At 65.1% G+C, this 23,560-nt stretch carries 18 protein-coding genes and 1 pseudogene; 11 read left to right on the forward strand and 8 right to left on the reverse strand.

What is annotated here, in order from left to right; translation table 11 throughout:
* Positions 1–339: 339 nt before the first annotated feature.
* Positions 340–1,011, forward strand: a complete 672-nt coding sequence (locus BLV94_RS50495; RefSeq protein WP_244163829.1) for a Clp protease N-terminal domain-containing protein — start codon at positions 340–342, stop codon at positions 1,009–1,011.
* A 380-nt stretch (positions 1,012–1,391) separates the two neighbouring features.
* Here the strand turns inward: BLV94_RS50495 and BLV94_RS50500 are convergent.
* Positions 1,392–1,601: pseudogene (locus tag BLV94_RS50500) on the reverse strand (zinc-ribbon domain-containing protein); the annotation flags it as partial.
* Positions 1,602–2,005: 404 nt separating this feature from the next.
* Between BLV94_RS50500 and BLV94_RS05730 the strand changes: the two are divergent.
* Both BLV94_RS05730 and BLV94_RS05735 read left to right on the forward strand, forming a co-directional pair.
* A complete protein-coding gene (locus BLV94_RS05730) occupies positions 2,006–2,353 on the forward strand; it encodes a histone-like nucleoid-structuring protein Lsr2 (RefSeq protein WP_072948643.1) in 348 nt (115 codons plus the stop codon).
* A gap of 436 nt (positions 2,354–2,789) precedes the next feature.
* A complete protein-coding gene (locus BLV94_RS05735; RefSeq protein WP_072948641.1) occupies positions 2,790–3,305 on the forward strand; it encodes a hypothetical protein in 516 nt (171 codons plus the stop codon).
* A 236-nt stretch (positions 3,306–3,541) separates the two neighbouring features.
* On the opposite strand, the gene BLV94_RS05740 is transcribed toward BLV94_RS05735, so the two are convergent.
* The 3 genes from BLV94_RS05740 to BLV94_RS05750 all read right to left on the reverse strand — a co-directional run bounded on the left by BLV94_RS05740 (position 3,542) and on the right by BLV94_RS05750 (position 6,956).
* Positions 3,542–4,297, reverse strand: coding sequence for a hypothetical protein (locus BLV94_RS05740; protein ID WP_072948639.1), 756 nt, complete (start codon positions 4,295–4,297; stop codon positions 3,542–3,544).
* A gap of 339 nt (positions 4,298–4,636) precedes the next feature.
* Positions 4,637–5,866, reverse strand: coding sequence for an IS256 family transposase (locus BLV94_RS05745; protein WP_016880606.1), 1,230 nt, complete (start codon positions 5,864–5,866; stop codon positions 4,637–4,639).
* A 484-nt stretch (positions 5,867–6,350) separates the two neighbouring features.
* Positions 6,351–6,956 (reverse strand): DUF1345 domain-containing protein, encoded by a 606-nt coding sequence (locus tag BLV94_RS05750; protein ID WP_072948637.1) that lies wholly within the window; start codon positions 6,954–6,956, stop codon positions 6,351–6,353.
* Positions 6,957–7,540: 584 nt separating this feature from the next.
* On the opposite strand from BLV94_RS05750, the gene BLV94_RS05755 reads away from it, so the two are divergent.
* From BLV94_RS05755 to BLV94_RS05765, 3 genes are all read left to right on the forward strand, one after another.
* Positions 7,541–8,413, forward strand: coding sequence for a phytanoyl-CoA dioxygenase family protein (locus BLV94_RS05755; RefSeq protein WP_244163518.1), 873 nt, complete (start codon positions 7,541–7,543; stop codon positions 8,411–8,413).
* A gap of 32 nt (positions 8,414–8,445) precedes the next feature.
* Complete coding sequence (locus BLV94_RS05760) at positions 8,446–8,841, forward strand: RidA family protein (RefSeq protein ID WP_072948647.1); 396 nt, start codon at positions 8,446–8,448, stop codon at positions 8,839–8,841.
* Between the two features lie 208 nt (positions 8,842–9,049).
* Positions 9,050–10,246 carry an NAD(P)/FAD-dependent oxidoreductase gene (locus tag BLV94_RS05765; RefSeq protein WP_244163519.1) on the forward strand — a complete coding sequence of 399 codons (1,197 nt, stop codon included), beginning with the start codon at positions 9,050–9,052 and terminating at the stop codon, positions 10,244–10,246.
* A 689-nt stretch (positions 10,247–10,935) separates the two neighbouring features.
* On the opposite strand, the gene BLV94_RS05770 is transcribed toward BLV94_RS05765, so the two are convergent.
* Positions 10,936–11,592, reverse strand: a complete 657-nt coding sequence (locus BLV94_RS05770) for a TetR/AcrR family transcriptional regulator (RefSeq protein WP_072948632.1) — start codon at positions 11,590–11,592, stop codon at positions 10,936–10,938.
* A 116-nt stretch (positions 11,593–11,708) separates the two neighbouring features.
* On the opposite strand from BLV94_RS05770, the gene BLV94_RS05775 reads away from it, so the two are divergent.
* From BLV94_RS05775 to BLV94_RS05800, 5 genes are all read left to right on the forward strand, one after another.
* A complete protein-coding gene (locus tag BLV94_RS05775) occupies positions 11,709–12,542 on the forward strand; it encodes a phytanoyl-CoA dioxygenase family protein (protein ID WP_072948630.1) in 834 nt (277 codons plus the stop codon).
* Positions 12,543–12,686: 144 nt separating this feature from the next.
* The gene (locus BLV94_RS50505) at positions 12,687–12,863 is read left to right on the forward strand and encodes a RidA family protein (protein ID WP_244163520.1); all 177 of its coding nucleotides are present in this window, start codon (positions 12,687–12,689) and stop codon (positions 12,861–12,863) included.
* A gap of 283 nt (positions 12,864–13,146) precedes the next feature.
* Complete coding sequence (locus BLV94_RS05790) at positions 13,147–14,649, forward strand: AMP-binding protein (RefSeq protein WP_072948626.1); 1,503 nt, start codon at positions 13,147–13,149, stop codon at positions 14,647–14,649.
* Positions 14,650–15,008: 359 nt separating this feature from the next.
* Positions 15,009–16,307, forward strand: a complete 1,299-nt coding sequence (locus tag BLV94_RS05795) for a flavin monoamine oxidase family protein (protein ID WP_072948624.1) — start codon at positions 15,009–15,011, stop codon at positions 16,305–16,307.
* A gap of 635 nt (positions 16,308–16,942) precedes the next feature.
* Positions 16,943–18,346, forward strand: a complete 1,404-nt coding sequence (locus tag BLV94_RS05800) for an MFS transporter (protein ID WP_072948623.1) — start codon at positions 16,943–16,945, stop codon at positions 18,344–18,346.
* 822 nt (positions 18,347–19,168) lie between these two features.
* On the opposite strand, the gene BLV94_RS05805 is transcribed toward BLV94_RS05800, so the two are convergent.
* From BLV94_RS05805 to BLV94_RS05815, 3 genes are all read right to left on the reverse strand, one after another.
* Positions 19,169–19,579, reverse strand: coding sequence for an acyl-CoA thioesterase (locus BLV94_RS05805; RefSeq protein ID WP_244163521.1), 411 nt, complete (start codon positions 19,577–19,579; stop codon positions 19,169–19,171).
* A gap of 561 nt (positions 19,580–20,140) precedes the next feature.
* Positions 20,141–21,514, reverse strand: coding sequence for a flavin monoamine oxidase family protein (locus tag BLV94_RS05810; RefSeq protein ID WP_072948620.1), 1,374 nt, complete (start codon positions 21,512–21,514; stop codon positions 20,141–20,143).
* Between the two features lie 53 nt (positions 21,515–21,567).
* Positions 21,568–23,394, reverse strand: a complete 1,827-nt coding sequence (locus tag BLV94_RS05815; RefSeq protein WP_072948618.1) for an acyl-CoA dehydrogenase — start codon at positions 23,392–23,394, stop codon at positions 21,568–21,570.
* Between the last annotated feature and the right edge of the window lie 166 nt (positions 23,395–23,560).

The raw sequence follows: 23,560 nt of genomic DNA on the forward strand, positions 1-23,560 counted from the left end.
GACCAGGCACCATCGCCCACCGCCCCGGGACTTCTCCTCCTCGCAGGCTCAGCGCCCCCTACACGGGGATACTGGAAGTGGCAACCGGCTCCACTCGCAGGGTCCGCCGAGGGAGTGATCAGCGGTGTTCGACAAATTCAGCGATCGGGCCCGGCACGTCCTCGCCTCCGACAACGCCCGCACCCACCATCACAACCACCTCGGCACCGGACACCTCCTCACCGGCATCCACGCCGCCGGCGGCCCCACCGGCGCCACCCTCACCTCCTGGGGAATCACCGGCCCCCACCTCGACAGCGCCCTCGACGAGATCCCCGCCTACCCGAACACCGACACCGAATGCGCCGGGCCCCCTTCACCCCACCCCCGGAAAAGGCCGTCGGACAAAGCCTGCGAGAAGCCGCTCTCCTCGGCCACGACATCATCGACACCGAACACCTCCTGCTTGCCCTCCTCGCCGACACCACCTGCACCGGCACCCGAATCCTCACCGACCTCACCGCCATCAGCGCGCACGAGATGTACGACCGCCTCCGACGCCAACTCGCCGAACACCCCCACACCTCGGCGAAATCCGTCCACCTCACCCGACTCCACGGCCGACCGCTGCGCGCGCCAGAGAACAGCAGAGCTCAGAGCCGATCCGATCTTCGGAGGAGCGGCCACGCGACCCGCCGCGGGACGTGTCCTCCTGTTCAGGTCCGAGGATTCTCCGAGACTGTGGTGTCGGCGAGGTCGACCAGGGGCAGCTCCCCGGTCGCGGTGAAGCGTTGTTGCTCGCAGAACTGCACCCGCCGCTCGATATCACCGGCCAGGGGTGTGTCGAGGATGTCGAAGCCGAGCTTCTTCAGCGCCCATCCGATCTCGCTGGCATGCCAGCCGGGTAAATACTTGTCACGAAAGTGCCCGGCGTCGTCCGGCACGGCCGCCTGCATCTCCTCGCGGCAGCCGGGCGGCAGTGCGTCGAGGATGCGCAGCATGCACGCGCCGAGCAGGCTCGAGGTCGGGTAGCTCAACGTGGGGCGGTGCTCGACGGTCGCGATCGCGACGTACACGCTGACCATCCGCACGAAATATGCCTCCACCAGTGGGAAGACCTCGTCCCACCACTCGACGGTGTCGGCCGCCGCGGAGCAGAACAGGGCGTAGAGGGGGCTGTCGTCGAGGAGGCGGACCGCGGCGGCGGCCGAGCCGTCGAGCGCGTCGAGGATCAGGTGGGTGTGCTCTGTGACCTCGCACCTCTCGCACGGGTGGGCGAGCACACGGAAGGTGGTTTCGGAGGGCCGGAGTCTGCGGTGACCGCAACTGTGCACGACGGCGCCAGGGGCGATGCAGTACAGGCAGGCGTAGAGATCGCCCTTCTTCCACGTTGCGGGCGATCGCCGTTGCAGCGGGGTCTCGCGCCACTCGTGACCGACAGGGCATCGCCACCACAGCATCTCGTGGGACGAGTTCGAGATCGCATCCAGATCGACCCCGACATTGCGGGTCGGATGGAGTTGACGAACAGTCCCGGGTGCTCGTCTTTGAGACGCATGACCCCCCTTTGGGTTTCGATGGGTAGAGATACTCTCTCGTGCATCACGTGCGCGGAATTGCACTCGGCGCAACCTCAGTCTCTGTGGGAGCGCTAGGTGTAGTTCCCAGCCAGGTCATGAACCCGAGGACGACGACCCCCAGGCCGGCTGAACAGCACCGGGAACTCCAGTGCTGACCCTCATCCGGGGAGATGACACCGGTGGACGAGACGTACCCGATTGCGGCGGCGATCGCACCGAGAATCATCACGTGCCACGCCAAGGGAGCGGGAAAGTTCATCCATGACCACGAACGGTAGCCAAACCTCGAAAGTCCCGACAGAAGGTTTTTGCTTGCCTTGACCAGCAGCGATGCTTCCGCGGCATCGCTGAGCCTAACAAAGACGACCACACGTCGGGCGTGTCGCAGCGCTGATGCCGCCAGTAATGTCGATCCGGTCGGTACCGGAAAACGAGGAGTGGAATCTGTGGCACGCAAGGTCGTAGTGGAGATGGTCGACGACATCGACGGCACCGCCATCGGAGAGGACGGCGAGAGCATCCGCTATGCCGTCGACGGCGTCGAGTACGTGATCGACCTGAAGGACGAGCACACGAAAGAACTCCGCGAGACCTTCGAGTACTACATCGCCCACTCCACCCGGGTCGGCGGCCGCAAGCACCGCGCCGACCGGCCCGCCAACGCCACTGCCGGGAAGCAGCGCCGGGGCGAAACGCTGAAGATCCGTGCCTGGGCGCTCGAGCAGGGATACGAACTCTCCGCCCGCGGACGTATCCCCACCGAGGTCGAACAGGCGTTCCACGCCGCCCACTGACGGTCACGCACCCGGCCCACCGAACGGCGACATTGCCCACTACCGGCCACCGGCCGACGCCCAGGGCAGCAAGATCACCGAAGCCGATGCGCCGGCAGATCCGGCGGCAACTACGCCGGACGCCGCGCCGTGGCTTGTCGACGAGCACCCTGCCCGCACGGCTCGACGAGCGCCACGACATCGGGATGCGGCCCCGCTGCGGAAGACGTACATCATCGACGTCACCGGAAACGGCGAGCTCACCCCGGATGGGCTCCCTCGTACAAGGGCACACGCCTCGATATCGACCCCGCATCGGTCCGGGTCGAGGACCTGTAGAAGGCAGAGGAAAGCCGCCGACGATGCTTTCTCCACAGGACCATCACGAGGCGGGTTTGAACGCTGCACGCCCACGTGATTGGGTTGCCGTCACCGAGCTTCGAGAGGCAGGTGAGCGATGCACGCGTTCGCGGACGAGTCACGTCGCGGTGACTACCTTGTCTGCGCGGCGACGATCGCTCCCGCCGACCTGACCGACGCCCGTAAGGCGCTCAAGGCGCTGCGGGCCCCGAAGGCTGCACGGATCCACATGTCACACGACAGTCGCAGAGCGCACGAAATCATCCGTGGGGTCGTTGCGCTCGACGTGCGGGCGCACCTGTATGTCGCGCGACTGCACGGCCGGTCGGAGCGCCGTGCCCGCGACGAGGCCCTGGCCGCGATGGTCACCGACCTCGACACCATGGGCGTCCGTCAACTCTGGCTCGAGTCCTGCGATCAGGATCGACAGGACCGGCACGTCATCCGGGCGGCGCTGATGGCCTCGAGTGGACCGGGTTTCCCCTTCCGGCACGCGCTTCCGACGAGCGAGCCGATGCTGTGGGTTCCTGACGTGATTGCCTGGGCCTGGGGGAAGGGTGGACATCACCGCAAGGCCGTGGCCGACCTGGTTGAAGTGCATACCCTGCCGTAGATACGCAAAACCCGGGCGACTCACCGTCCGGAGAGCTCCCGGGTCCACTTCCCGCGAACGCTATGTCGTGGGCACGTCAAGTATCGGGTCGGGGACACTTCCGCGTCAAGCGACGACCGCGGCGGCGTTGTCTCCTCGGCGCCGATCGCGACCGCGGTGACGCACCCGAACCGTTCCAGAAGGACGAAGGTGCGGGTCGGTGTTCTCCCCGGGGCGGGCGATGTCGCGTGGGTCCGTTATTCGTCCGGGGCCGGGGGTTCGGACGCGGCCCGGAGCTGCTCGAGTGTCAGCGACACCGCGGTGCTGCGGACCGCACCGAGGCGGGACCGCGCCACCGGGAGCGCCTCGAAGGTGGTCGACATGCCCAGCGCCCACGGCGCCGATTCCACCGGGGTCAGCCCACACCGCCCGAAGTGGTCCGCCAGCCGGCCGATGGCACTGTCGAGCGCGGTGATCTGTGCGGAGTCCGCGTCGGGATCTGAATCGGGCCCTGGGTCGGGGCCGGTGCAGTCCGCCGGGTAGGGCCAGGTCAGCACCATCCCGGTGGGCAGCATCCGATGAATCGTCTCGGCCACCAGCCACAGGCCCAGATCGTGGCCCCGCAGCGGTTCGGTGACGAACGCGATGTTCGGGATCAGGACCGCCTCGGTGACGACGGTCAAAGTCTCGAACTGTTCCTCGACCTGCTCGGTGAGTTGGTTGCCGTCGAACAACCCGGCCAGTATCTCGTGATCGCCATCGAATTGATCCAGGCACAACGCGATCGGATCCGCGGTGCCGAGACGGATCACCGTGAAGTCGAGTGAGCCGACGATCACGTCGTCGGCGTCGTCGATGTCGACCGTCATCACCAGTTCGGCGAACCAGTCCAGGCACGCGTCGAGGTCGCTGTGACCGACGCTCCGGAACTGCACCCGGGGCGCAAACAGCTCGACGGTGTCGCGGCCCTCTTCCTCGGCCAGGTCCGCCAACGCGGCCAGCGACAGTGACACCAGAAGACCTCCTTCATCGGGCGGATCGAGTCCGAACCCTGCCACTATCGCGCATCACCGTGCCGTGGCGCCGAACAAACCGGCGACGCCCAGGAACCTTCACCGCGACCGGCTGCCGCGCACCCGGTACGAAGAGCTTGCCCGCAGTCCGGGCCGACAGTCGTCAAATACACTGGACAGTAACACTTTTAAAAATGCCGATAATCAACCTTACGTCAACTAGTAAGTTGGCTATTCGCATGTCCTTCGAATACGACCACTCGTGGTAACTGTCCGGTCCGGGTTTTGTTGGGATAGAGCCCCGTGGGGTGGTGGGCTTTGAGGTCGAATCCTCGGTGCCTACTCGCCACGGTTGATCGCGGCGATGGTCCCAGTATCGCCGCTGGGATCTAGCAACGCCATCGACCCCTCGGAGAGGTAGCGGCGCTCGCCGGACTGCCACTCATCGTGCATGTCGGCCAGGACCGCACCGACGAGTCGGATCACGGCCGCCTCGTTCGGGAAGATGCCCACGACACGGGCTCTGCGCTTGATCTCCTTGTTTACCCGCTCCAACGGATTGGTCGACCAGATCTTCGACCAATGTGCCCGCGGAAATGTGCTGAACGCCAAGACCTCCGCCTTCGCCTGGTCCATCAAGGGACCGATCTTGGGGAACCGGCCGGCCAACTGATCGCGGACCTCGTCCCACGTGGAGGCCGCGGTGGCGGGATCGGGCTGGGCGAAGATCGTGCGAAACACGGCGGCGACCATGTCGGAGTGCGACTTGGGGACGTGCGCCAACAGGTTTCGCGCGAAATGCACTCGACACCGCTGGTGCCCCGAGCCCTGGAACGAGCGCCGCAAGGCCGCGACCAGGCCGGCATGCTGATCGCTGATGACCAGTCGGACACCGGACAGGCCGCGTTTCTTCAGTGAAGCGAGGAAGCCGCGCCAGAACACCTCGTCTTCACTGTCCCCGACATCGAGGCCGAGGACCTCACGCGCACCCTCGGCGGTGATCCCCGTGGCGACCACGACCGCCATCGATGTCACCTGCGAAGAGGAGTTGCGTACGTGCAGGTAGGTCGCGTCGAGGTAGACGTAAGGAAACGCGGTGTGGTCGAGCGAGCGGGTGCGAAATGCGCCGACGACCTCGTCGAGGCCGGCGCAGATCCGCGACACCTCGGACTTGGAAATTCCCGAATCGATTCCCAGAGCCGCTACGAGGTCGTCCACGCTGCGGGTGGAAACTCCGTGTACGTAGGCCTCCATCACCACCGCGTACAGTGCCTGGTCGATCCGTCGGCGGGGTTCGAGGATCGAGGGGTAGAACGAGCCCTTGCGCAGTTTCGGGATCCGCAATTGGACGTCGCCGGCTTGGGTGGCCACCAGCCGGGACCGGGCTCCGTTGCGTTCGGTCGTGCGGGCCTCGGTGCGTTCATAGCGGCCGGCGCCGATCTGTTCGGTCGCTTCGGTTTCGATCAGTTCTTGCATAACCATCCGGACCGATTCACGGATCAGATTCACTCCATCTCCGGTACGGAATGCGTCGAGTAGCTCGGACAGGGCAGACTGGGACAGGGCCATCGGTGGACCTCTTTCTTCGATGCGTGCTTGGCCGTACACACCGAAGATCCCGCCGATGGCCCTCTCTACGTCGGAGCCGCGCCGCTCAGCCCCAAACCCCACCACTCCACGGGACGCCTACTTTGTTGGCAGCTTTCCGGTTGAACCTGGCATCGTGCGGCGCGGCGTCACCTGTCCGGTTCAAGGTGGCAATTCGGCGGCCGAATACTTGGTGCGTGCGGCCATCCAGTGCCTCCCTGCAGTGTGTCCAGCTCTACGGAAATGCCATCTTCATCCGGACTGGATATCGCGGCCGTGTCCGAGAATTGTTGGCATATCGCGAGGTCACTCATGCCAACTCAACCCGGAACGGACAGCAGCGGTGGGTGTGGCGCCCGAGCAGGCCTGCAAGGGTTACGGTCTCAGCGCAACACTCCTCAGCGTCAGGGCCTCCGGACGCGTCGAAGGCATAGAGCCCGTTGCCGGGCCACACGGCTTACTCGAGTCAGCTCTTGATCCAATCGATTGCGATCGCGATGAGTGCGGCGTTGAAAGAGAAGCTGACGATGCTGTGCACCAGGACCCGTCGCCGCATGGAGCGGGTCGTGACGGTGACGTCGGACACGGCGAACGAGGTTCCAATTGTCGTAGCGAAATAGAGAAATTCAGTGAGTTGAGGCACGGGGCAGTTCGGGTAGTCCAGGCCACCCTCACCGGCGTGCTCTCGTGCGTAGATCTGCGCGAAGGCGGTGTGAAGCAGGAGCCAGGACAGCAGAATCGCTGCCGCCGCCAGCGCCTGCACGACGGCATCGGCGTTCACGTCGTTGCGGTTCGCGCTGACGATGAGTCCGCCGGCCAGTCCGATACAGTTGATCAGCACCGCGAAGAACTGGGTGTACCATCGCGGTCCGACCAGTTCAGGCATGTCCTCCGAGGATTCCGTTGGCAGTTCCCGCCGGATGACCACCCACCCGGCGATCATGTACGCGACCGCGGCCGTGTTCCAGGCAAGAAGCGGTAACGCGACCTGTCCGGCACGAAGGAACAGCACCAGCCACGTGACACCGAGAACCGCGAGAACCGACTCCAGCACCCATAGGGCCTTCCGCATCGCATCCCGCCCCTTGTGCGAACTCGTTACTCGCGTGAGTGGCCGTCTACAGGTTACCGCGACAGTCGCCGCGATCCGGTAGCGACGGGGGTGTCCGCGGCGGCTTCAGTCGTCCGCGGTGGGGCGATCGGTCTCCCGGAGGAGATCGCGTGCCAACTTCACTGCCCGGATGCGGCCTGTGCCGGGTCGTCGGGAAGTCAGGATCCGAGAGTGACACGAGAAATCGTGCGTCAATCCTCCAATGGACAGCAAGTGCGACACCGAGGCCCCTTCACCTCCGTGATGTGCCGATGTACGTGCGCTCTTCTGAGCGATCAGGGGTTCGCTCTCGGCCGGGACATACCGATTTGCCCGGCGTTTCCCACTCCGCTTCGGCATAGGAACGCGGGCCTGACCTGAACGAATGCGACACCGTGGGTCGAGGGCATGACCACACGGATGCCCACCGTGCCCGACCTGCGGGCGCCCCCCGATCTGACCTGCGTACTTCAACCTACGACCCGGAGTCTTTCAGGCAACGATCGTTACGAAAATCTGAGCAATTATCACAACAGTCGTTGTGTATATCCTGTTGATCGCTTACCGTGACGATCGACACATCAACCAAGGATTGGAGAAGGGCCGTGATCGACGGGGCAACCAAACAGCAGTTCCGCGAAGAGGGGGCGGCGCTGATCAAGGGCTGGCTGAATCCGCAGCAGATGGACGAGATCCACGAGGCATTTCTCTGGAGCGTCGCCAACCCTGGTCCGCACGTGTTCAACCGGCTTGACGGTACCGAGCTGCAGACGCACATCGACAACGCGAACCCGCACGCCAAGGACAAGTTCGACGACCTCGTCGCCCAGATGCCCTTCGCGGACCTTTACGCCGAACTCTGGGGTTCCGAACACGTTTGGTACTACGCAGAAGAGGTGTTCGTCAAGGATGGCGGGGCCAGCGGCCGCGGTCCCTGGCACCAGGACACCTCGGTGATGCCGCTGGCCGGAGAACATTGGGGCAACGCCTGGATCAGCTTCCACAGCCTTCCCAAAAAGAACTCCCTGGAGATCATTCGCGCCAGCCACCACGGAGTCAGGTACGACGGCGCCAGCTTCTCGAACGCCGACGACCCGACCGACCCAGCCTTCGGCGACGGCACGCTGCCCCGCCTGCCGCACATCGACCGCGACCTCGCCCAGGATCCCAATTCTTGGGATGTCATGTCGTGGGCGGTCGAGCCCGGCGACATCGTCGCATTGCACCCCTCGTCGCTGCACGGTGGTGCGGGGGTAGATCAGGAGACCCCGACGCGACACACCCTGGTGCTCCGATTCTTCGGTGACGACGCCACTTTCCGTGTTCTGCCCGAATCGAACCCGCGCTACGCCCGCAACGGGTTCCTGTTCACGGAGGAGATGGCCAAGCTCAATGACGGTGACCCGTTCCGCTCACCGATCTTCCGCCAGCTCCGATGACCCACCCACGAACACACGACAACGAGAAGGCCATGAAGCGCGAAACCATCAACCTCGACATCACCCGGGCCACCTACGAGCGACTGCATTTTTCACAAGCGACCCGGGCCGAGAACCTCATCTGGGTGTCCGGGCAAGTGGGTATCGACCGTGCCACTGGAGAGATTCCCGAAGATCCGCAGGCTCAGGCGCGACTGGCATTCGAAGGAGTCAAACAGGTCCTCGAAGAAGCGGGTTCGTCCCTGGAAAACATCGTTGAGTTGACGACCTTCCACACCGATCTGCAAGGTGACGGTCCGGGCTTCGGCGCAGTGAAGGATCAGTACATCGGCGAGCCGTACCCGTCGTGGACCGGAGTCGGCGTCACTCAGCTCGCGCGGCCGGAGTTCGTCGTCGAGATTCGCGTCGTCGCGGTCGCGGGAGACTGAACCCCGGACCGCCTCAGCCGACAAGCGCAACTATGTCATCGCAATTCGTGCTGTCGCCACTCCCGGCAGCAGCACGAATTGGCCAAAACGCAAGGAACCCATGAAAACCCTTTCATCGCCGATGCAGTACTACCCGAGCACGGGCTGGGTCGACCGTCCCACGCATCTCGAGGCGCCCGTTCAGGGCGAGCACCACTGTGACATCGCCGTGGTCGGCGGCGGCGTGGGCGGCATGCTCGCGGCGCTGCGCCTGGCCGAGAACGGCCGCGATGTCACCCTGCTCGAATCCGACCTCTGTGGTTGGGGCGCGAGCGCACGCAATGCGGGCTACCTATCGAGCACCGTGGGAAGCGACCCGCACATTCTCGCGAGATACTACGCGGGTCGTTTCCATGGCTTGGTGCGCTTTGCCGACTCGGCGGTTCACTTCACCGAAGACCTGATGGACCATCATTCGATCGACTGCGACTACGAGCAAACCGGTATTCTCGCTTCTGCCGTGACACTGTCCCAGCTCGAGGCGGTGAAAGCCGGCGCCCAGATACTCATCGACGCCGGCATCGACTCGGAGATCGTCGACGGCCGTGACATGGGTGTTCCGGATGCGTTCCTGGGCGGAATCTACGCACGCATCGGTGGGATCTTGAATCCGGGCAAATTCGCTCTCGGTCTCCGCGATGCCGTCCTGGCCTCGGCTATCACGACATTCGAGCAAAGTCGGGTCCTCGACGTCAAAGACACGGGTGGCTCGGTCACACTCGACACGTCCAGTGGTCGTGTCCACGCCAACCAGGTGGTGCTGACGAACAACGCTCATGCGAAAGAACTGTCGATCACACCCCGATGGCTCTCCACCCCTGTTCAGGTGACCGCCATCGAGACCGAGCAGGTGGCACCCGGCCTTCTCGATGCGGCCGGCTGGACGAGCCGCACCCCGATGGTGACCAGGCACATCGTGATGGAAAGCTACCGAACGACACCGCGCGGCACGATTGTCGTCACCACCCGCAAACTCCAGATGCCGCGTGGAAAGATCATTGATCGTCAGCCCGACCAGGCGATCGTCGCCGATCTGATACGGGCATTCCGCACACGCTTTCCCACATTGCACGATGTTCAGCCAGCGAAGGCGTGGGCCGGATGGATCGGCATGACGCCGTCGGTCTTGCCGGTGGCCGGATATGCGTCTCCTCGCGTCATCTACAACAGCGCGTGCAACGGCCACGGTCTGGCTCAAGCACCATATCTCGGAAGTCTCGTCGCGGACTACATCTGTGGCAAGGGCATGCACGACCACCTGAAGGCCGTGTGGCGGGAAAAGCCGAAGTTCGCGCCCGGACTCGTCAATCCGCAAACACTCAAGCTGGCATGGCTCGCGGACCGGCTCACCGACCGTCGCGGCTGAGCCCTCCCATCCAGAGCCGAGCCTGCTCGACACCGACCGGGCAATCCGGTCGGCCCAGGCTCGCGGGGGCAGATACCGGTGACAGCGCGGGCTGGACCCGAAGATCGTCGAACCGCAGACCCGAGGGCTTGTGGTCCCGGGTGCTGGTCGGCGTACCCACGCCCGCACTGCGGGGCAAGGTCAGTCCTGCAGTGACGACGTCGAGGTGTCGGTGCGTTCCACCACGAATGACCAAGGGCCGGATCGTCGTAGAGGTCTGCGGCGCTCGTCCGGCGGCGAGGATCTGCTACGGCGGACGCCTCGATGCCTACTGCGGTTATTTTGAGCCAGACGTCGTCACTCCTCCGAAAGGCCTTTGGTGCCCAACCTGCTCGACCCCATGACCGCGGCCGTATCACCCATCGGCATCGCATTGCGCACCGCGACCGAACCTTGGACGCGAGCCCCACGGCCGCATCCACTTCGCCGGCGGTGACATCGTCGAGGTCCGTATCGGTGGCATCGAGGGCGCCATCGAGATCGGCACCCACGCAGCTCGCGCGATCGTGCGCGCTGGCCGAGGCATGCCCGCTGATCAGGGACCATCCCCGTCGACACCGGGCGCCGGGGCCCGGGTTTCCGGACGGTGTGGACCGATCGCCGCCCCACCCAGGCCACGCGTGTGTGGTCCCCGCCGGCCTGGCAGCCGACTAGTGCCGCGCGCCCGGGACCGGGGCAATCAAGGCGACGGCGGCGTCGACAAGTTTCCGAGCCCGGTCCGGGGTGAACCTCTCCGGTTCGAGGGGGAACAGCAACGCCCAACCGTCGGCCATGGCGCTCAGTTGGTCGGCGAGCAGATCCGCGGAAATGTCGTCCCGAACGGTGCCCCTCACCTGCCCGGCCGCGAGGATCGAGGTATACACCTCGCGGAACCGCGCGTAGCGCTGCTTGTAAACCGCGGCGAGGGCCGGGTCATGCCGTGCGTGGGCGAGTAGTTCGGACATCACGGGCCAGAATTCGGGGTCGCTGGTGGTCAGGCGCAGCCAGCGTTCGAACAGCGCCTCGATAGCGGTTTCCGCTTGGATGTCCTCGATCATCGCGTCGTAGCGGTCGAACCGGCTCTCGACCAACGCGAGGACCAGCTCCTCCTTGTTGGCGAAGTAGTACGTCACTGCCCCGGTGGTATATCCCGCCCGTTGGGCCACCTTGCGCAACGACGCGTTGGCGTAACCCTCCTGCGCGATCACCGACGTCGCCGCCTTCAGCAACTCCGCACGCTTCGCCTCGGGGTCGCCCGGCGGGCGACCCCGACGCACCGCCACCTCGGCCTCGCCGCCGCTCGCTTGTCGGGTCTGCTTCTTCAGCACTCTCTGATTGTGTCACAGATTTTACAGAACGATCGTTGTGCAAAGTGTCGTTCCTCGTTAGAGTGACCTGTGCCACCTCCGGCAAGAAACCACCGCCCTCAAGAAAGAAGGGACCCATGATGGATGAGTCAGTGCGCCAGGCATTTCGGAACGACGGAGCCGTCCTGATCGAGGGCTGCCTCGACGAAACGCAGTTGGCGCAGTGCCATGACGCGTTCCTGTGGGCCGTCGACAATCCAGGCCCCCATGTCTTCCGTCCCCTCGACGGGACCGAACTGCGGACCCACATCGACAATGCCAACCCCCTCGCCAAGGATCGACTCGACGAGTTGGTGTCGTCGCTGCCGTTCGGGAAACTGTTCGCCGACCTGTGGGGCTCGAAACACGTCTGGTACTTCGCCGAGGAGATCTTCCTCAAACAGGGTGGGACGAGTGGCCGCGGGCCGTGGCATCAGGACACCGCCAATCTGCCGTGGGCCGGCCGGCACTGGGGTAACGCGTGGATCTCCTTTCAGTCTCTCCCCAAGCAGAATTCGCTCGAGATCGTCCGCGGCTCCCACCGCGGCATCCAGTACGACGGGGCCAGCTTCTTGAACCCCGACGATCCGACCGAACCGCTCTACGGCGACGGCACCTACCCTCGCCTGCCGGACATCGAAGCCGAACGTGCGGTCGACCCCGACGCCTACGACGTGCTCTCCTGGGCCATCGACCCCGGCGATGTCCTTGTCCTGCATCCCCGCTCACTCCACGGCGGCGCCCCCGTCGACGCAGCCACCCCGGACCGCCACACACTGGTGCTGCGCTTCTTCGGCGACGACGCCACCTTCCGTACGCTCCCGGACGCGAACCCGAACTACGCCCGCAACGGAGTCCTCTTCGCCGACGAGATGGCGAAGCTGAACCAGGGTGAGCCCTTCCGCTCCCACATCTTCCGTCAGCTTCTCTGACCCGACCCCGCAGGAAGGCAGACCCGCTCATGAAACGCCAACTGATCAACCCGCTCCCACCGAGGCGACATACGACCGACTGAACTTCTCCCGGGCCACCCGGGTCGGCGACCTGATCTGGGTGTCAGGGCAGGTGGGGATCCCATGACGACGTTTCACACCGACCTCCGCGGCGACATCGCCGAATTCGTTGACGTCAAGGACGAACACCTCCCGGATCGTTATCTCTCGTGGACCGCGTTCGGTGTCACCCAGCTGGCACGCCCGGAACTGTTGGTCGAGATCCGCGTCGTCGCGGCCGTCGGCAGCGGCGACGCCTGACCTCCTCGCCGCAGCCGCACCGCTTGCACAACGAGTGAGGATTCGCACCGCCGACGGGTTTAGGGCATCGCGTACCTCTCCACCTGAGTCGTTTCCTCTATGTACGCGCGCCTGACGTTTCCGCCTCCACGGACCAGCGCTGCCTGCTCGTCGACCACGTCGGCCCCGAGCGTCGGGCGTGGTGAGCGGTTCCCCGCTGTCGCCGACACGAAAGCACGGGGCCTGCTCGTCGCCTCGTACCCGGTACCAGACAACCTGCGCACTCCTCGGAAAGGTCTCTTCGATGCCCAACCTGCTCGACCCCATTGCCCGTCACGCGGCCGTATCACCCACCGGCATCGCACTGCGCACCGCGACCGCGCCCTGGACATATGCGGGCCTGCGCGACGCGAGCCTGCGGTACGCGGGGGACCTGCGCGACGCCGGTGTCAACGCCGGCGATCGGATCCTCCTTGCTGCGCCGTCCGTTCCCGAGTTCGTCGTGGCCTACATGGGAATTCAGGCGCTCGGCGCAGTCGCGGTCACCGTCAACACAATGTGCACTACCGCGGAGATCGAGTACTACCTCACGGATTCGGGTGCGCGTCTGGCCATCGGTTGGCACGGCCTCGGCCCTGCGGTCTCCGAGGCCGCCGCAATAGTCGGAGTTCCGGTCTGGACACTGGAACCGGATGCCCTTGTCGATGCCGACCCGATCCGCGGCTCGGTCGACCGCGCGAGCGACGACACGGCCGCGATCCTCTACACCTCTGGCACCACCGGAAGACCGAAGGGCGCCCAGCTCACCGTGGGGAACCTGTTGTCCGCGGGTGAAGTCGCGGCCATCATCTGCCGGAGCACCGCGGCCGATCGCACCGGTACCGGGTTGCCGCTGTTCCACGTGTTCGGTCAGGCATCGGTGATGATGGCCAGCTTCACCGGCGGCGGCTCCCTGTCCCTACTCAGCCCGTTCACCCCGGACAGCATGCTCGACATGCTTCGGCGTGACGACCTCACAATCATGGTCGGGGTGCCGACGATGTGGAACGCGATGTTGCACGTCGCCGGCGACGCCGAGGCAGACTTCTCACACCTGCGGGTCGCGGTATCCGGTGGTGCGTCACTGCCCGGCGAGATCGCCCGGATCTTCGAATCCCGTTTCGATTGCAACATCCTCGAGGGATATGGCCTGACCGAGACCACCGCGCTCGGTGCGTTCAACGATGTGGACCGCGGCGGCAAGATTGGTTCCGTTGGTGCCGCGGTGCCGCGCCTCGAAGTCGAGGTCCGCGATTCCAGCGGACGTCCCTGCCCGGACGGCGTGATCGGCGAGGTGTTCATCAGGGGCGAGACGGTGATGAAGGGCTACTGGAACCGTCCTGACGCCACCGCCGCGGTCCTCGACCCTGGCGGCTGGTTCCGCACCGGCGACCTCGGTGAGTTCGACGCCGAGCACGACCTGCGCATCGTGGACCGGCTCAAGGACATGATCATCCGGGGCGGTTACAACGTCTACCCCGGCGAGGTCGAGGAGGTCCTCTACCAGCACCCCGGCATCGTCGAGGCCGCGATCATCGGGGTACCCGACGACCACTACGGCGAGGAGGTCGCCGCGGTGGTCGTCCGTCAGCCCGACTCCGACCTCACCGAAGAACAGGTCACCTCCTGGTGTCGGAACAGTCTGTCCGCGTACAAGATTCCTCGCATCATCCGTTTCGTGGACCAGCTCCCGAAAGGTTCGACCGGAAAGATCCTCAAGCGCGACATCGACCGCACCGACCTGCAGAAGACGTCCACTTACCCTTAACGGCGGGTTTACCCGGGCGGAGGTGACCGGTGGCGCCGAAGGATACCTCCCCGTGGAGGCGTACCCCTCACCGCTCAGCACGTTTCACCGGGCGTGGCGTGGCCTCGAACGCGTCACCGATGACACCGGCCTGGGCATGCCCAGACGGGGATGAGCAATGGGCAACCGCGCAGGTCGGAAGAGCAGACACTCCGGCAGGGTTGAGGCGACAGGACCGGCCATGTTCATCGGGTGGTTCCCGAAATACCCTGCCATGAAGCTTATTTCGTTCTCGAACTTTGGCACGCTTGTGTTGCAAGTGGTGGAGTGCCACCACATCTTTCATTCATACAACTGACACCCGTGAGGGGCTTCTCGTGATGGAAACGTTCGACGTTGCAGTAATCGGTGCCGGTTTTGCCGGTGTGACCGCGGCCCGCGATCTCAGCCTCGCGGGCCACTCGGTGGTACTACTCGAGGCGCGCGACAGGATCGGTGGCCGAACCTTCCTCGGTGACGCATTCGGCCGGTCGGTGGAGTTCGGCGGCACGTATGTGCACTGGACGCAGGCGCATGTCTGGCACGAGCTCAAACGCTACGGCCTCGGCCTGGCCACACCCTTGGAGCTCGAGAAGATCTACTGGCTCGCCGGCGGAGTCGTGCACTCGGGAACCCCGGCCGAGTACGCCGGCATCGCCGGTCCGCTGACTGCCCGGTGCCTGGCGGATTCGCGGGAGTGGTTTCCCCAGCCGACCAATATTTCCGCCGCGGAAACCGGTGTGATCGAGAAGCAGACGCTGGCGGACCGGATCGACTCGTTGAACCTGTCCACCCACGACCGAGACGTGCTCGGCGGCGCGATGGCGTCGCTGATCCACTCCGAGAGCGAGCAAGGCATTGCGCAGTTCCTGCTGTGGGCCTCGATCAATTGCGGCCACTGGGACGCCTTCAAGGAAGGAGCCGGCCACTGGCCGATCGCCGGCGGGACCAAGCGGCTGCTCGACGCGATCACCGGTGAGTCGACGGCCGAGCTGCGCCTGTCCACACCGGTAACGGCGATCGAAGACGACGGACGCGGGACCGTGCTGACCACGCGTGCGGGCGAGGCCCTTCGCGCCCGGTACGTCGTCGCCGCGGTTCCGCTCAACACACTCGGCGATGTGACCATCACCCCTGCACTCGCCGAGCCGGTCCGCACGATGGTCGAAGAGAAACACCCGATGAAGACCGTGAAGATCTGGGCTCGGGTCCGGGGTGAGATCGAGGCGTTCGCCGCGATGGCCCCAGCCGGACAGCATCCACTCAACACGGTCAGGGTGGAATACCGCCACGACGGTGACACGCTGGTTGTGTGCTTCTGCTCCGACGCCTCGGCGATCGACGGCGAGAATCGCGAGTCGGTGCAACGCGCGCTCCGGCTGTTCGTTCCCGACATCGAGGTGGTCGATACCGCCTGCCACGACTGGGTGACCGACGAGTTCTCGCAGGGCGCGTGGGTTCATCACCGGCCGGGGAACCTCACGCAATCGGTGCCGCGGATGCGGGAGCCCCACGGCCGCATCCACTTCGCCGGCGGTGACATCGCCGAGATCGGTATCGGTGGTATCGACGGCGCCATCGAGACCGGCACTAGGGCGGCTCGCGAGATCGCCCGGGCGCTGGCCGACGCACACCGCTGAGCAGGGCCCATCCCTGTCGACACAGGGAGCAGTGCCTGGCCTTCCAGCCGGCTCGACCGATCACAGCACCACCCAGGCCCCGCGTGCGTGGACTACACGCCGGGCCGGCGGCCGGCCTGCGCCACATGCCGGAACCCGGGCATCACAGGCGGAGTCGACGAGCACTCTTGACCCGGCTTTGGGGTGAAACCCTCCAGTTGGTGGAGGAATAACAGCGGCGCGGCCAGCGCCCTGACCCCTGGAATTGCTCGGCGAGCAGATCTGCGGGAATGTCGTCCCGGAGGGTGCCCCGCTGCATCGTCGACGCGCACCCGTGACGCCCGTCGATCGGCCGGACCCACGGGCGAATTGCCCCGTCCCCCGACCCTCGTACGGTTGTCCGCCAAGGGGTTCCCCTGCTGCCCTCAGGCCGTGGTTTCGCCGTTGCTCAATCCTCCGTGAGGGAACCTAAACATTGACACAACAACTGTTGTGCAAAGCCCTGTCCGAGGCTACAGTGATCCACGTCACCTCAACCTGGACGCTTCGATCGAGTCGATCGGATACGACGCATTCCCAGCCTCGAGGCGCACATGTGCCACTCCCCCTTCTCCTCGCCCGCAAGGACGAACTGCTGTCGCATGAAAGGCAGAGCAATGGATTTGTTGGATACCGCGGACAACACTGTCCGAATGAGGAAGTCGGCGGACATCCCTGCCCGGCTCGACCGCCTTCCGGTCATGGCGCCGCACATCGTCTGGATTTCGATCCTGGCCATCAATCTGGCGCTGGAGTACTACGACAACGCACTGTTCGCCTACACGATGCCGGCAATCGCGGACAGCACCGGCCTGAGCCTGGGACAGCTCGGAACGGTCAGCAGCGCCTTCTTCGTCGGGATGGTGGCGGGCGCGCTGGCCGGCGGGTGGCTGTCCGACCGGTTCGGCCGGCGGCAGGTCCTCGTGTGGTCGACGCTCCTCTATTCACTGGGGGCGCTGGCCACCGCATTCGCACCGAACTTCGAGGCAATGATCCTTGCCCGCTTCGTCACCGGCGTCGGTGTGCAGGCAGCGACATCGGTCCTGCTGGTGTACGTCGCCGAAATGTTCCCGAGCAAGACACGCGGCCGGTTCGTATCGATTCTGACCATGGGATTCGTGGTCGTCGCCCCGCTCGTCGCGTTGCTCGCTCTGGTCACGATCCCGGGCGGCGGGCCCGACACATGGCGGCACCTGTTCATCATCGGCAGTGTCGGATTGCTGATCGCACCCCTGGTGCGACTCGTCCTGCCGGAATCGGTCCGCTGGCACATCTCCCGCGGCCAGTTCGACAGGGCTGAGCAGATCGTCGAAAAGCTCGAGGCCCGTGCGCTGCGCCGCGGACCGCTCAGCGATCTGCCGGTGGTCACCGGCACCGACACCGAGCAGCAGTCGCTCCGCCAGGTCCTCGGGAACCGGCGGGTGCTGCGCGTCATCACCGTCGTATCCCTGGGCTATTTCGGTGCCACCCTGGGCTACTACCTGTTCGGTAACTGGGCTCTGTACGCGATCGTCAACGGCCTCGGCTACTCCGAAACCCACGCATACGAGGTCCAGCTGATCTGGAACGTCGTCTACTGCGTCACCCCCCTCATTGCCCTCGTGGTCATGGACAAGGTGGAACGCAAGACCCTCATCCTCATCACCTCCCTGGTCAGCGCGGTTCCGTTCGTGTTGCTGGGGGTCTCGACCAGCAGCCCGGTCGTGATGGCGGCGGGCGGCGCCGTCGCCATCACGACTGGGCTCGTGCTCACCGTGTTCTACGCCTACATCCCGGAAGCGATCCCCACCGGGGCCCGCGGCCTGGGCAGCGGGATCATCATCGGCGTCGGACGGTTCGGCGGCGCCGTCTCGGGCGTTCTGGGTGCGGCACTCTACGGCGGGTGGGGCCTCGGCGGTGTGATGATCACCGCCGCGGCCTGCTACATCGCGTTCTCCCTCATCGTCGTCATGTTCGGACCTCGGACCACCAACCGTTCACTCGAAGGTGTGGCCGCCGAGGAGCTCAGCGCGAACACGTAGCACCGCAGGACCGCGGCGGAGCACAGCCAGTGGCTCCGCCGCGATGGCGTTGTGACATCGCCGCGACTTCCTGTTCATGCCACCGCCGGGAGTTCGAACATGACTGATATACCCATTCCGGCAACGACATACGGTGGCCGCGCCGCATGTTCCCATACACCGGTTGCTCGATCGCCCGAGCGATGCGCTGCCCGCTCGACGAGGACATCAGTTGTGATGTCGCGGTCATCGACGTGGGCGTCGAGGAAGGCGGAGTTCGCTCCAGGCCTCCAGGCCTGGTTGGGACCCCGATTTGCCCGAGCCGCAACAGCGCCTGCGCACCGCCGCATTGTCCTTCAGCACTGTGCTGCTACGGCGGGTCCTCGCATCGTGGTCGCCCACGGCGGCCACGACCGGTGCTACCCCTGCCTGCCGAGTCCGGACGCCTCCTCAATCGCGGCGGCCCCATCTCTTCCGCGAGAAGCGGGATCTCGGTCCCGATGAGCGCACGCATCCCAGACACATGGAGCACGATCACATGAACCCGCACGACCGGGAACTTTTGGAATTCGCACGACGTTGGGCACCGTTCGGCGGTCCACCCGCTGCCGACATTCTCGTCGAATTCGGGATGACACCGAGTCGCTTCGCAGAACGACTCGAAGAACTGTGGCGTCCGCGCATACGGGCCTCTGCCGGTGGGCATGTGCGGCGGCCCCTTTCCTCAACGCGACCGGCAACACCCACGGGGCCGGGAGAAACCGGTTTGCGCGCGTGAGAGGTGTTGCCACCGCAGCCGCACCGGCCGGGGGCGGATGGGGAGTCGCGTAGCACAGTTTGTGCTCACGGTTGAGTGCTCGCCACCTTGAGGAGCGATTTCTCCTCCTCGGTCAGCGCCCGGCTCTGAGCGAGATCCGTGTTCCACGCGACGATCACGCTCACCGCCTCCAGCACGACGGTTCCGGTGGGAGTGGCGACCTGCTCATGAAGCCGAATGCTAGACGTTCCAACGTGGTCGACCACGAACGAGCAGAGCAACTTTCGGTCATCGAGGACGGCAGGCGAGCGGAAGTCCAACTCGAGTCGGGCGACGACGTAGGACCAGTCGTCCGGCAGATCTCCCAAGCTGTCGAGCCAGCGACCACGGCCCTGGTCGGCGATCGTGACGAGGGCCATGTGCGATACGTGTCGGTACGCGTCGATGTCCGTCCACCGGAGCTCGACCTCCACCGCACCTTCCGGCATGTATCTCATCTTTCGTTCTCCTCGTATGAACCGTGGGCCACCTGGGTCGATCGGCGAGCCGTGGCGGACACGATGACCGCCGCGCATCGACAACTCCAGAGTGCGATTGCTACGCGCTCGCCTGTTCGCTCGTGGTGAATCCTGTGTCGTTCTTGCTGACTCGCAGACGAGGATCACTGTAGCCCCAGGACAACATTTACACAACGGTTGTAATGTCAATTGATGGTGGGCGGTTCGCTAGAGAATCGGTTCGCGGCCCGGTCTGCCGATTTCCAGTGGTTGGCATCGCGCCACGTCCACCCGGGTCGCCGAGATCGCCCAATCTGGTCGGCAAGTTTCTGTGACTGCGCCTCGACTGCCCGGGCGGTTGCCGGTCTGTTCAGTAGCGGAAAGGCCCTAGTCCATTCCTCCACACCCACCTGCAGCATGGGAGACCGCAGGGGGGTGGGTCGATCGAGCCGGGTCCCCGGTGCGGGTGAGGAACTCGACCTGGTCAGCGGGCGCGGGTTGCGCTGGTCTTGCGGGGCATCCTTCGTCTCACAGCTGCCTCCTCGTCGGGAGATTTGTTCACTACTGTCGGCCAAGGCTTGCCAGCACTGCCTTGGCCGCGTGCTCGCCTGAGGTGGCGGCGTCGGCAAGCGTCGGCAGATCGCCTTGGTAGTCACCGGCGAAATAGACCGTGTCGAGCGGATCATGCAGCGTCGGAAGCGAGTGCCGGCGCCCGGGTGCCCAGAAAGGCACGACACGGCGGTGACGGCGGATGATGCTGGTGCCCAGTTTTCCTGCGAGCTCAGGGAACACCGTGAGCAAGTCCTCGGAAAAGCCCGCGACGATCTCTTCGTCGGACAGGTCGAACAGTTTGTCGGCCTGTGCGCCGCCGGCGAAACAGGCAACGGCGCCGCCTGGTTTGCGGTCATCACCACGGCGCTGTGCCGCGGCATGGTTGAACATTGCCTGGAACGACAGCTGCGGGGTCGACACTGCGATGAAGTCGTCCCAGCGCTGCGCTCCGGTTTCTTCGGTGAAGAATCCGACGATCACGTACCGCCCGTAGGTGATGTCGTTCAACGCGTTCCAGTGCTGCTGCGGCAGATCCGGGAGGATCCGCTTGGCGATGTCGGCGGGGGCGGTCACGACCGCGCGCTTGGCGCGCAGGCGTGCCGGACGGTCTCCGTCGAGGTAGTCGACGACCACACCGTCACCATCGCGCCGCACCGATTGCACCGGCGAGTTCAGCCGAACCCGGCTGCCGAGATCCTCGGTCAACACGTCGGTCAAGGTTTGATTGCCGCCCACCGGCAGGGAGAAGTTCGGGACCTTGGCCGGGTCGGACAGTGCCAGGCCCACCGAGGTGACGAACTGGGTGGCAGCGGTTTCCTCGACCTCGCATCCCATCCATTGGGCCGACCACGCGCGCACGATCGCGGTGGCCAGTTCCGAACGCACTCCCTTGAGCAGGTAGGACGCGAGCTTGGTGTCGAGGCTGGCGCGAACCCGTCTCGCGGTCCGGCTCTGCGACTGCAGGAACGGCGTAACAGCGAGGATGCGCGCACCGACGATGGCCATGCCGATCCGGTCCATGATTGTCATCCGCGAACCGAACATCAGCTCCACGGGGTTGGAGGTGTCGACCAATCCGCCGTTCAAATACAGCCCGACACCCTTGCCCGCGAGCGAACCCATCTCGATGTTGTGCCGCTGGAGTGCATCGAAGAGCGGGCCGGTGCCCTCGGTGAATTGCGTGCCGACGTTGATCCAGTAGTCGCCCTGGCGAACGCTGTCGACGCGTCCACCTGTGCGATCGGTGGATTCGAGCACCACAACGTCGGCGTCGCGTAGCAGCGTTGTCGCTGCCATCAACCCCGACATTCCGGCGCCGATGACGACCACCTCGGTGGTCTCCTCAGCCGGTACGGAGGTTTCCTGCGCCTCGGGCTTTGTCATTGCTGTTCCTCACTGTCGTTTCAGGAATAATGGAAAGGGGCGAAATCGCTGCGTCAGAATCCGCCCTCGTCGAGGTCCATCACGGTCAGATCCGTAGCCGAGACCACTGCCAGTTCGGCGGTGACATGAGGCAACACGGAGTTGGCGAAGAACGAGGCCACCGCTACCTTCCCGGTATAGAATTCGCTCTCACGCCCGGCATCGAGTGCGGTGAGCGCGGTTTCGGCGGCGACGATGAGGCGCCATGCCACTAGCAGGTCGCCCAGGAGAAGCAGGAACCGGACGGCGTTCAGGCCGATGTAGTACAGCTCCCGCGGCTCCTTCGCAGCGTTCAGCAGATGGGTGGTGAGTCTGCCGACAACCTCCTGCACATCCTCGAGTGCGTGGGAGAGCAATAGCTTCTCGTTCTTCAGCCGCCCCCCGCCGGCATCGGACTGGGCGGTGACGCGGACTTGTCCGAGCAGGTGCGTCAGGGCCACGCCGTTGTCGCGAGCGATCTTGCGGAAGAAGAAGTCCTGAGCCTGGATCGCGGTGGTGCCCTCGTAGAGTGAGTCGATCTTGGCGTCGCGGATGTACTGCTCGACGGGATAGTCCTGCAGGAAGCCGGAACCACCGAAGGTTTGCAGGGATTCGGTGAGGTACTGGTAGGCGCGTTCGGAGCCGACGCCTTTGACGATGGGCAACAGCAGGTCGTTGACGCGGGCGGCGACATCGGCGCCGGCGCCGGAGATGTGCCGGGCGACGACGGGATCCTGATGACCGGCGGTGTAGAGGTAGATCGATCGCAGCCCTTCGGCGTATGCCTTTTGCATCATCAGCGAACGGCGCACATCGGCGTGGTGGATGATGCTCACCTTCGGTGCCGTCTTGTCCGAGGCCCGGGCCGCATCGCTGCCCTGGACTCTGGTCTTCGCGTAGTTGAGCGCGTTGAGATAGCCGGTGGACAAGGTCGCGATGGCTTTGGTGCCGACCATCATCCGGGCCTCTTCGATGATCTTGAACATCTGGACGATGCCGCTGTGGACGTCACCGACCAGGTACCCGACGGCGGGGATGCCGTGCCCGCCGAAGGTCAGTTCGCAGGTGGCCGAGGCCTTCAGTCCCATTTTGTGCTCGACGTTGGTGACGAAGACGCCGTTGCGTTCGCCGGGTTCACAGGTGTCGTGGGCGAAGTGGAATTTGGGGACGATGAACAGGCTCAGCCCCTTGGTGCCGGAGGCGGCACCGCGAGGGCGGGCCAGCACCAGATGCATGATGTTCTCGAAAAGGTCGTCGGAGTCGGCGGAGGTGATGAAGCGCTTGACGCCTTCGAGATGCCAAGAGCCGTCGGCCTGTTCGATCGCCGTGGTGCGGCCGGCCCCGACGTCGGAACCGGCGTCCGGTTCGGTCAGGACCATGGTCGCGCCCCAGTTGCGCTCGACCGCCTGCGCCGCCCATCGTCGCTGCTGTTCGGTGCCGATGTCGACGAGGACATTCGCCATCAACGGGCCGCTCAGATACATGTAGGCGGCCGGTTGCGCACCGAGAACCTGTTCGCTGATCGCCCAGTTCAGCATCGACGGCGCGGGCACACCGCCGACCAACTCGCTCTTGGCGATCCGCCACCACTGCGCGTCCTGCCACGCCCGCACCGCTCGCTTGAACGGCTCCGGGATTCGTACCGAGTGCGATTCCGTGTCGAAGACCGGCGGGTTGCGATCGGTGTCGGCATACGGCTCCGCTACCGGACCCTCGGCCAGCCGCGCGGCTTCGGCCAGCATCGTCCGCACAGTGTCGCGGTCCAGGTCGCCGAACGCCCCGGAATCGAGCACGGCATCCAGGCCGTAGACCTCGAACAGGTTGAACTCGAGATCGCGGACGTTGCTCTTGTAATGGCCCATCGGTCCCTCACCTCTCGATCGGGCCCGCCGCGGTCGGGCGGGCGGAAATGGTACTACCGCCGACGTAGTCCCCGTGCCCGGCGATATCGCCGAACGGCATGGGCCGCAGGGGATTGCTGTGTGCCACGCAGTCATCGGCGACGCATCGACCGTCGGCGTCGGGAGC

It is taken from the genome of Rhodococcus koreensis, assembly GCF_900105905.1.
Taxonomy (GTDB): domain Bacteria; phylum Actinomycetota; class Actinomycetes; order Mycobacteriales; family Mycobacteriaceae; genus Rhodococcus_F; species Rhodococcus_F koreensis.

What these genes read in the sequence shown, in the direction of transcription:
- BLV94_RS50495 (WP_244163829.1), top strand. Translation starts at nt 340, where the DNA reads ATGCGCCGGGCCCCCTTCACCCCACCCCCGGAAAAGGCCGTCGGACAA.
- BLV94_RS05735 (WP_072948641.1), top strand. Translation starts at nt 2,790, where the DNA reads ATGCACGCGTTCGCGGACGAGTCACGTCGCGGTGACTACCTTGTCTGC.
- BLV94_RS05745 (WP_016880606.1), bottom strand. Translation starts at nt 5,866, where the DNA reads ATGGCCCTGTCCCAGTCTGCCCTGTCCGAGCTACTCGACGCATTCCGT.
- BLV94_RS05750 (WP_072948637.1), bottom strand. Translation starts at nt 6,956, where the DNA reads ATGCGGAAGGCCCTATGGGTGCTGGAGTCGGTTCTCGCGGTTCTCGGT.
- BLV94_RS05760 (WP_072948647.1), top strand. Translation starts at nt 8,446, where the DNA reads ATGAAGCGCGAAACCATCAACCTCGACATCACCCGGGCCACCTACGAG.
- BLV94_RS05775 (WP_072948630.1), top strand. Translation starts at nt 11,709, where the DNA reads ATGATGGATGAGTCAGTGCGCCAGGCATTTCGGAACGACGGAGCCGTC.
- BLV94_RS50505 (WP_244163520.1), top strand. Translation starts at nt 12,687, where the DNA reads ATGACGACGTTTCACACCGACCTCCGCGGCGACATCGCCGAATTCGTT.
- BLV94_RS05790 (WP_072948626.1), top strand. Translation starts at nt 13,147, where the DNA reads ATGCCCAACCTGCTCGACCCCATTGCCCGTCACGCGGCCGTATCACCC.
- BLV94_RS05795 (WP_072948624.1), top strand. Translation starts at nt 15,009, where the DNA reads ATGGAAACGTTCGACGTTGCAGTAATCGGTGCCGGTTTTGCCGGTGTG.
- BLV94_RS05800 (WP_072948623.1), top strand. Translation starts at nt 16,943, where the DNA reads ATGGATTTGTTGGATACCGCGGACAACACTGTCCGAATGAGGAAGTCG.
- BLV94_RS05805 (WP_244163521.1), bottom strand. Translation starts at nt 19,579, where the DNA reads ATGAGATACATGCCGGAAGGTGCGGTGGAGGTCGAGCTCCGGTGGACG.
- BLV94_RS05810 (WP_072948620.1), bottom strand. Translation starts at nt 21,514, where the DNA reads ATGACAAAGCCCGAGGCGCAGGAAACCTCCGTACCGGCTGAGGAGACC.
- BLV94_RS05815 (WP_072948618.1), bottom strand. Translation starts at nt 23,394, where the DNA reads ATGGGCCATTACAAGAGCAACGTCCGCGATCTCGAGTTCAACCTGTTC.